Raw genomic sequence first — 8,975 nt, forward strand, 5'->3', positions numbered from 1 at the left:
GCGGTATGTCAGATTGTGGCGGCCGAGCCGAACACCGTCGAACTGACCAGCGGGGCCATCGGACCGCCAATCAGCAGTGAGACATCCGCGCCGGCAACAGGATTGGGCGAGCCGCCGCGGATCTGACGGACTGCCTCGGCCACCAGGCCGATGCCGTGCACGAATCCTTCGGCGATGTTTCCGCCCGCGGTGTTGATCGGCAGGCGACCGCGCTCGACGGTCAAGTTATCGACGGTGAGAACCTCACCGGCGGCCGGCCCTGGTGGGCACAGTCCGTGATCGATCATCGACGCCACCGCGGGCCCGGTGAAATTCTCATACACCTGCGCCACGTCGACGTCGGCGGCGGTGATTTCGGCGCCGTCCCAGAGCCGCTTCACCAGTGCCGGATGAAATCCCGCACTGGTGTATCTGATTTCGTTCTCCACTGACTCGGTCCAGCCGGCGGTAGCGCCCTGCACGCCGGACAGGATATACGCCGGCCGCCCGCGATAATCGCCGGCGCGTTCGGCGCTGACAACTAAAACCGCTGTGGCGCCATCATTTTCGCGCGAGCAGTCGAAGAGTCGCAACGGTTCGGATATCAGCCGGGCACCCTGGTAGCGATCGTGATCAAGTGGTTGACCGTAGGCGACCGCGCGCGGGTTGTTTTGGGCGTGGTGGTAGCCGGCCAGCGCCACCGCCTCCATGGTCGAGGCCGGCACCCCGTCGACTTCGAGCATCCGCTGCGTCCGCATCGCGCACACCTGGGCGGGGGCCATCATCCCGTGCGCGCCGTAGAGGTGGCCCATGTGCCCCTTGTTGAACGCGCCGCGGCCATCGGTGGCTTCTGACAGGCCGCGGTATACCGCCACGCAGCTAGCCTGCCCGCTGTGCACGGCGGCGGCTGCGCAGTTCACCGCGGCCGCCACGGCGCCTCCTCCGCCGCCCCACACCTGGGTCGACCAGCGCAACTCATTCACTCCGAGTGCCGCCCCGATGGCCAGGCCCTCGCTGGAATCTCCTGCGTAGGACACGAACCCGTCGACTGTACGCGGATCGGTGCCCGCGTCCTCGCAAGCCCGCAGAATCGCCTGCAGCACCAGCTGTGCCGACGACATCGGGCTGGTGCCCCGTCTGTAATAGTCGGTGGCGCCGACTCCCACCACCGCGGTCGAAGCGCGAAATCCACTCACCGCGCCTCCACGTGGGACTCAGGCTCGAGGTGCCAGCGCACCAGGGGCCAGTACCGGTCGTCGGGTGGCTGCTCGATGATCCCTCGCACCGCCGCACCTATGCGCGGGGTCAACCCGTCCGCGTGGGCGAGCACGCCCAGCACCCGGCGGGCGTCGGCCGCGGGTAGTTCGACCAGCACCACGGTGTAGGGCAGGTGCCCGGTGGCCTCTCGGGTGAATGGCTGCCAGGTTTGCGTCCACGAGTAGATGCTTCCCACCGGGTCAACGGCTTCGAAACCCGTGTCGAAGCTGTGGCAGGCCGGACAGATCGGGCGCGGCGACCAGATCCAGGTCGCACACTGGCGGCAGCGCTGCAACAGCAGCTTTCCGGCGCGCAGCCCTTCCCAGTGCGCTGTGTCGAGCCCGTCGCCAGAAGGACCAGTGAGGTTCATCCATGGTGGTGTGTCGGGGACGTTGCGCACGCTGGACACCCGCCAGCTGCCATCGGTGAAATGCACCCAGCGGCTGCGCAATTCAAACCAGTGGTCGTCGAGTTTGGTATAGCGGATGATGGCGTCGTATTGTCCTGGCCCGGCTTCGGTAATCGTGCGTACTGCGGCACCCTTGAGCCGGGCGGGGACGTCGGCCGACGCGATCAACTGACCAATGCGGTCAGGCAGGAAATCGGCCAATACCGCGTCGTTGTCGCCTGCGGCAACCGCTTTGCCATGGGCGACCACGGTGCTGGCCAGGTCGGCCGGGATCGTGTCGGTCATGATTGCCCACCGATTTGATAGCGGACGTCGGTGCGGTCGTGTTGAAAGCCGACCAGTCGGCAGGCATTGACCATGCCGGTGTCATCGGAGTCGACGTGGATGATCACGCCGGTCATCCCGGCCTCGTGGACAGCGGCTGCCGCACCGTCGAGGAGCCGCCGACGCTGCAGCGCGTCGGCGGCCGGTGTGGCGAAAGCCGAAACGATGGTGGCGCAGCGGCCGAACTCCTCAGACGGCACAGGGCGCAGATCCAGTGCCGTCACCCCGACAATGCGCCCGGCCTCACGCAGCGCGAAGGTGTGGTCGCTCCCGGGGCGCGCCGACACCCAGCCCAGGTCAGCCAGCGCCGCATCATCGACAGGTTCCAGAACCGGTGCAGCGGTGGCGTCCTCGACGGCGTCAGCCGAGCGGACGAGTTTCCAGACCCGCCGGGTGCGCGGGATCAAAAACCGGTTGGAAAGCCGGCCGGCCGCGGGATGGTTACCTCGTGCCCAGGCGGTCACCGTGTGGGCACCGGTGTCCAGCCAGCCGCCGGGGCGTTCGGTGTCCAAGCCGACCCGTTCTACCAGCAGCGTCATGATGCCGATCGAACGTAGCTGCGGGTCGATCACGGCGCCGGCGTTCGCGGACCCGTCTGGCGAGCACTCCAGGCGGATCAACCCGGCGATGCGATCGGGTTGATCGGGCTCACCCATCGCGGTGGCGTGGGACAGCATCCAGATCACCAGATGGCGCACTGACGAATCGGATTCAGACATCGCACGATCGACGTCGGCGAAGTCAATTCGGTTGTATTCGGCCTCGGCATCGTGCTCTGCGGCCCGCCCGAGCAGGTCGGACAGCTCGGCCGATTCGTCGGGACTGAGACCAGTCCGCCACTCGTATTTGATCATCGAAGATCACGCAGTGGTGTTGTCTCGGGCGAGCAGCTTTATGGTCTCGCGGCGGAACACCTGGTTGGCGGTCTCGTTGCGGCCCAACAGCATATCGCCGGCATCGGCACTGGCCATCCCGCGCTGCGAATTGCGCAGCAGCGGGAAATCCTCGTTGTGCAACACGGCTAGGAGAATGTCCCAGTTCTTCTCCCACAAGCTGTTCCAGTGATCCTCTTCCAGACCCGAGTCTTTCTGCCGAGGGACCATCAGACGTTGCTCCATCCGGGACTTGGTCGGATCGCTCGGATGGGGCCGGAAGGTCAACAGCTGGAAGTGATCCGGTTGGCGGAGCAACGTACTGTTAGGCAGCAGGAAGTGTGTTTCGGTGACGTAGCGATCCAGTTGGCGGTCGCCTGGGTCTTCCTCCAGCCAGCGGTCGATCGACTTGCGCGGTGCGATGAACCGGCAATGCCGACCGAAATCCTCGAATGCCATGACATTGGTGTGGATGATCTTGGCTGCGGTGTTGGGGTGGGCGTACTGGATGTGGTAGCCGTCGAGGAACGCATCCTGCATGATCTTCCAGTTGGTCGGTTCGTCGAATCCCGCCGACCGGAAGCACTGGAGCTCATCGAGGTGATAACCGGCCAGGATGGAATCCATATCCGGGCCCAGCCAGGCAGCGACATCGATCGAGGCGTGAGCGTTGTCGACCACCCAGATGAAGCCGTGCCTTTCCTCGCACGGCACTTCCACCAGACCCTGCTTCTTACGGTCGATCTCGCCGAAAGTGGCATCGCGGGTAACCATTCGCAGCGATCCATTGGGATCGTAGGACCATCGATGGTATTGGCAGGAGAAAAACCGGCAGCGGCCCTTCTCGCTGTCCTCCAGCAGGGCGCCGCGATGACGGCATAAATTCACGAAAGCCTTTATGCTGTTGTCCTTTTGGCGCACGACGATGAGGTTGTTGCGTGGCATTTGCACGGTCATGAAGTCATACGGGCGAGCGATCTCGGAGCCGTGGGCCACGATTGACGGGACACGGCCGAAAATGAGATCGCGCTCCTGCTGAGCGAGTACCGGATCGGTGAACTCGCGCGCTGAAAAGCCGAGAACGTCGTCGAACTTGTCGGTCGTCTCATTACGCAACAGCTCAAGTGCCCGACGAATTCGGTCCTGGCGGGGAAGCGATGTGGTCATCGGCTCACTTCTCCGGCGTGAAGGTGATTGGCATGCGAAGGCAGCCGCGCACCTGAGTCGAGTGAAAGACGGGAGGATCCGATTCCACCAGCCGGTAGTCGGGGATCCGACGGTGCAGTTCCTCAAGCGCGATGGTCAACTCGACGCGGCCGAGATGTGACCCTAGGCAGCGGTGCACCCCGGCGCCGAATGACAAGTGCCGGTTGGGGGAGCGGTTGATGTCGAAGTCGTCGGGATGGGGAAACGTATCCGGGTCGCGGTTTGCCGAACACAGCATCAACAGCAGCTGGTCACCCTCGGCGATGCTGACCCCGCCGAGTTCGACTTCGCGGGTCGCGCGGCGGCCGGCGGCGACGGCCGCTTCGATGCGAAGAATCTCCTCCACGGCCCTGGGAACCACGGCTGGGTCAGTGATGATGTCCTCGCGCTGGGCGGGGTTGTCGACCAGATGCAGGATTGCCCATGCCAGCGATCCCTGCACGGTGTGCAGGCCACCCATCAACAGCAGGTAGAACATCAAGATGAGTTCTTGGTCTTCGAGCAACCGGGTACCGTCGGGCAGTGCGACCTCGGTGTTGATCAATGTGGATGTCGCATCGTCCCGTGGATTGCTCCGCCGATCCTCGATCACTTTCTGGAAGTAGCCGGCCACGGTCAAACCGGCCGCGATCCTGGCCTGGTCGGACTCCTCCGGGGTACCGCCCGGCTTACCGAACAGCACCACATCGGTGGCCTCCGCGAACAGCGCGGCGTCTTCCAACGGCCAGTCCATCAAGGCCAAAAAGACCCTGGCGGGTAGTTCGTGGGCGAATTCGGAGATGAATTCGGCCTGGCCTTTTGGTGCGAACTCATCGATCAACCCATTGACTACCGTGCGAATGTCGTCGGAGAGCTTCTTCATTCGCTGCGGACTGAACAGTGGCTGCAACACGTGGCGGTAAGCAGTGTGCTCCGGCGGGTCGAGTTCGAGCGGAATGAACTTGCCGAAATCGGCAGGGGTGACCAGGTTGTTCGGGTAGCTGGAAAACGTACTGGGGTCGGTCAGAACCTGCTGGATTTCCTTGTAACGGGTCACAATCCAGTGTCCACCGTAAGCCGGCGAATACACCACCGGGCCCTTGGTGGCCAGCTCGGCCACCCGCTGCTGAAACACGTCCACCGGGGTGGCCAGGCTCGGCTCATAGACGTCGAAGTCCGTGACGAGGTCTGGCGGTACCCGATCCATTGCTGTGGTCATCTCTCTCGCTCCATTCGTTCGCAGTCAGCTTCGGTGCCAGCTCAATTCGCGTTGGGAACGGCCTCGGGGTTGAGGTCCTCGGGGAACCACATTCCGACGCGCGCGAGGGTGCCCCCGTCAGTGGCGCCGATGGTGGCCCCGGAGATATAAGCCGAATCGTCGGAAACCAGGAACAACGCCACTTTGGCGTTGTCGAGCAGCGACGGGGGGCGGGGCACCTTGAGCGGTATCGGCGAGACGGTGGGATTCCACGGGCCCGCAACCTCTTCGTAGGATTGGGCGACCACCGGTGCACCCGCGGGCATCAAGAAGTTGGGCGACATGCCGTGGGTCGGCGCGATGGCATTGACCCGGATGCCGTAGCGGCCCAGGTCCAGGCTCAAGCCGCGTACCAGCCCGTTGACACCGGCCTTGGTCGCGCAGTACATCGCGATCTTCGGGTAAGCGACCAACGACGCGGCCGACGACGTGGCCAGAATGGTGCCGCCACCATTGGCCTTCAGGTGGGGAATCGCGGCCTGAACGGTGTAGACAACGCCGCTCAGGTTGACACCTAACACGTGCTGCCAATCGGACTCTGTCATGTCCTCGAACTCGACGGCCTGCTCGGTACCGAGAGCCGCCGCACCACCGCGCGACACAATTCCCGCGTTCGCCCACGCGATGTCGAGCTTGCCGTAATGGTCGACAGTCGCGTTGACGGCCCCGGTGATCTGATCTTTGACCGCGACATCGGCGGTGATCGCGATGGCGTCACCACCCTGCTGCTCGACCAGCTTCAAGGTCTGCTCGGCCCGGTCGGCATCGATGTCGACGATCGCGACTTTGGCACCCTCTGAGGTGAATAGTTGCGCCGCTTGCCGGCCAAGGCCAGAGCCCGCTCCGGTGATCACGGCAACCTTGCCTTCGAGTCTCATCATCCTCCTGTGAATTCCTGTGACCTGGACAACTTGGCTCGGGCCATAACCTTACGACATTAGATATGAGACGTCAATCAAGAAATGTCAGCTGCTCTGCAGCGAGCCACCGGGGCTCGTCGTGAGTGGTTCCGCGCAGTTGCGTCAAAGCCGTGTCGGCTCGAGATTCACCCTGGTCTGGGGAGCGGATATCTGCGGATCGCGCACCTCAGGCGAGACTGGATCTGCAACCCCAAATCCCGCCGCGAGCCCACTGCCCGCGGGCGGTAATCTATGGTAACAAGGTTACTCGTTCGTGGTGTGGAGGTGTGATGCAGGTGAGGTTCGCGATTGCGCTAGTCCTCCTCGAGGATCAGCGCGACCTCCGGGCACGCCGCCACACCCCTACGTGTGGCCTCCTCGTCGCCAGCGGCGACGGTGTGCTCCTGCAGCGTTGAGTAACCGTCGTCGTCGATCGGGAACAAGTCGGGCTCGACCGCGTAACACTGCGCATGTCCGGCGCACTTACTGCGTTCAAGGCGCACCTTCATTACCTGTCGCCTCCACTTCGTCCGTGTGTTCAACTATCTCAGCAAACTGATCGGGCGCCTCGTAGGGTCAAGGTCACCCACGCCAAGTAGCTCGGCATACCGACACGCGTTGATCAGTCCGGCCAGTCGCCTGCCGCTGTCCACCAGGATGAGCCGGTCAGGGGTTCCGTGAGCACAATGGCCGGCACACGCAGATTCGTCAGCCGCGCCATCGGGCTGGGTGGTCATGACCTCTCAATCTGCGTCGGCTCAGCGTTGGGGATCTCGGCGCTTCATGCAAAACTATAGGATTTAGTTATTTTGGAGTCCAGGCAAGACCCGAGGCCGACCTCGGCGCTGCGGTCGTATGCCACGATAGGGCCGCGTTCGCGCGGCCCCTAAGCCGAGCACGAAACATCATGTGCTGCAGCCAAGACGCTATGCGGCCCTCGTGACGGGCTGGCCGTTCAGCTCGCGCAGCCCATCGAAGGTCTCGGCCAGGCGACGGGCGCCGTTGACCGCGGAGCCCATGTCACCCGACGTGACCAGGGCCCCGTAGTCCCCGATCATCACGTGCGTGCATCCGGCCTCGATGAACGGCTGGATCATCTTCGCCACTTCCTTCGGTGTGCCTGAGAACCGCATGTTGCGCACCATCTCAGGCGAGACCTTGTCGATCACCTTCAGCGCGTCCTCCCGGCTGACCTCCATCGGCAGCAGGTCCCTGACGTACGCGAAGTCCGCCCCGAGTGGGTTGACCTGTCCGTGACGGCCCCACGCCTGCGGACCGGGGACGAGCGCGGCCGAGTCCCAGCGGATCACCGGGTTGCTGACGAGCTCGTCCACGTGGGCGTCGTCATCGCCAAGCACGACCCCAAACAGCATCAGCTTGGTCAGCGTCGACGGGTCGCGGTCGACCTCCCCGGCCAGGCGGTTGAACTCAGCGACCTGCTCGACGTACTCCTCCGCGGTCGATCCGGGGAAGTATGAGCACCAGCCATCGGCGAGCTGCGCGGCGTACTTCATCGCCTTCCCCGGGCCGCCGGCCACGAGCAGATCGGGACCGCCCGGTGTATACGCCGGGGTCGAGATACCGCCGTTCTTGACTTGCCAGAACTTGCCGTCGAAGTCAACCGGCTCGTCGGTCGAGAACCACAGCTTCAGCAGCTTGAGGACCTCCTCGAGCCGTCCGAAGGGGCGGTCCCGCGTGACGCCGTAGGGCGTGTTCTGCTTGTTCTCGCCCGCGCCGAGCGCGAGGAAGAAGCGGCCCTCGCTGTAGTGATCGAGCGTCAGCGCCAGTTGCGCGAGCACGTCCGGGCTGCGGCGGGAGACGTCGCTTGCCGAGAGCCCCATCCGGATGTTCTCCGTGACGATGGCGGTCTCGGTGAGCTGCGGCCAGGGCTCGAGCCAAGCGTCGATGTGGAACAGCTCTGCCGCTGGCGCCAGATCCGGGGTCCAGATCGAGCGTGGGATCGTCAGGCAGTGCTGATCCCAATAGGTCAGGAAGTCGAGTCCAGCCTGATCGTAGGCCTGGACGGCCTGCCGGTGCCCCGCGACCGGCGGAAACTGGACGGGGGCGACCCCGTATTTCACATCCCTCATGTCTCTCCTCGCCAGCGTGGTGAGCTGCGTGGACGCAAAACATATGACAATAATCAATTCTTGTCAATCATCAGATGGTACGGTTGCGATGTGCTCGACACGATCGGCAAAAGCCGCGCCAACAACGAAGCGGCGCTCACCACAGTCGTCTCAGCCGCTCGCGAGGCATTTGCCCGCTACGGCATTCACCGCACGCGGATGGAGGACGTCGCCGCCGGCGCCGGCATCCCGCGCCAGTACCTCTACCGGTACGTCGCCAGTAAGGAGCAACTGGTCGAACTCGCCCTCCTCGAGCGATGCCGCGAGTTCTCCGACGAGATCCTCGAGCAGACGCGCATGAGCACCGCGGCCCCCGAGCAGGCCCTCGCCACCGCGATCGTCGCTTGCGTCACCGCCGGCCGCCAAGACACAGAATTCGCCTACCTCGCCGAGGCACTCTCACGCACGCGACTGAGCCTGATCCTCTCCGGACCCGGGTCACCGATGCACACCTACGTCAAACGCTGCCTCTCCCCGATCCTCGAGCGGGCCCGGTCCACCGGAAGCCTCCGCATGGATGCCACTGAGGACGCAATCATCGACTGGCTGCAAGGGCAGATGACTTGGCTCACGCCACGCGACGACCTCGACGAAGCCGCTATGGAGACGCTGCTCCACACTTTCGTCGTGCCGTCGTTGTTTCGCCACGCCTGGGAAGATCGC

Annotated in this window: 9 protein-coding genes; 1 reads left to right on the forward strand and 8 read right to left on the reverse strand. The window is 64.2% G+C overall.

Annotated elements, in window-relative coordinates; genetic code table 11:
• Positions 1-8 precede the first annotated feature (8 nt).
• The 8 genes from WAN02_RS16720 to WAN02_RS16755 all read right to left on the reverse strand — a co-directional run bounded on the left by WAN02_RS16720 (position 9) and on the right by WAN02_RS16755 (position 8,264).
• The gene (locus tag WAN02_RS16720; protein ID WP_422265329.1) at positions 9-1,175 is read right to left on the reverse strand and encodes a thiolase C-terminal domain-containing protein; all 1,167 of its coding nucleotides are present in this window, start codon (positions 1,173-1,175) and stop codon (positions 9-11) included.
• Positions 1,172-1,930, reverse strand: a complete 759-nt coding sequence (locus WAN02_RS16725) for a Zn-ribbon domain-containing OB-fold protein (protein ID WP_422265330.1) — start codon at positions 1,928-1,930, stop codon at positions 1,172-1,174. Before WAN02_RS16725 ends, WAN02_RS16720 begins: the two co-directional genes overlap by 4 nt.
• Positions 1,927-2,823: a hypothetical protein gene (locus WAN02_RS16730; protein WP_422265332.1), complete on the reverse strand. Its 897-nt coding sequence runs from the start codon at positions 2,821-2,823 to the stop codon at positions 1,927-1,929. The genes WAN02_RS16725 and WAN02_RS16730 overlap by 4 nt, the downstream gene beginning before the upstream one ends.
• Before the next feature lie 6 nt (positions 2,824-2,829).
• Complete coding sequence (locus WAN02_RS16735) at positions 2,830-4,008, reverse strand: aromatic ring-hydroxylating oxygenase subunit alpha (protein WP_422265333.1); 1,179 nt, start codon at positions 4,006-4,008, stop codon at positions 2,830-2,832.
• A 4-nt stretch (positions 4,009-4,012) separates the two neighbouring features.
• The gene (locus WAN02_RS16740) at positions 4,013-5,245 is read right to left on the reverse strand and encodes a cytochrome P450 (protein ID WP_422265334.1); all 1,233 of its coding nucleotides are present in this window, start codon (positions 5,243-5,245) and stop codon (positions 4,013-4,015) included.
• A 41-nt stretch (positions 5,246-5,286) separates the two neighbouring features.
• Positions 5,287-6,162, reverse strand: a complete 876-nt coding sequence (locus WAN02_RS16745; RefSeq protein WP_422265342.1) for an SDR family NAD(P)-dependent oxidoreductase — start codon at positions 6,160-6,162, stop codon at positions 5,287-5,289.
• 335 nt (positions 6,163-6,497) lie between these two features.
• Positions 6,498-6,692: a ferredoxin gene (locus WAN02_RS16750; RefSeq protein ID WP_422265335.1), complete on the reverse strand. Its 195-nt coding sequence runs from the start codon at positions 6,690-6,692 to the stop codon at positions 6,498-6,500.
• 417 nt (positions 6,693-7,109) lie between these two features.
• On the reverse strand, positions 7,110-8,264 hold the full coding sequence (locus tag WAN02_RS16755) for an LLM class flavin-dependent oxidoreductase (RefSeq protein ID WP_422265336.1): 1,155 nt from the start codon (positions 8,262-8,264) through the stop codon (positions 7,110-7,112).
• Positions 8,265-8,363: 99 nt separating this feature from the next.
• On the opposite strand from WAN02_RS16755, the gene WAN02_RS16760 reads away from it, so the two are divergent.
• Positions 8,364-8,975: TetR/AcrR family transcriptional regulator (locus WAN02_RS16760; RefSeq protein ID WP_422265337.1), on the forward strand; the 612-nt coding region annotated here is incomplete at its 3' end.

The organism is Mycobacterium sp., from assembly GCF_049281135.1.
Lineage (GTDB): Bacteria > Actinomycetota > Actinomycetes > Mycobacteriales > Mycobacteriaceae > Mycobacterium.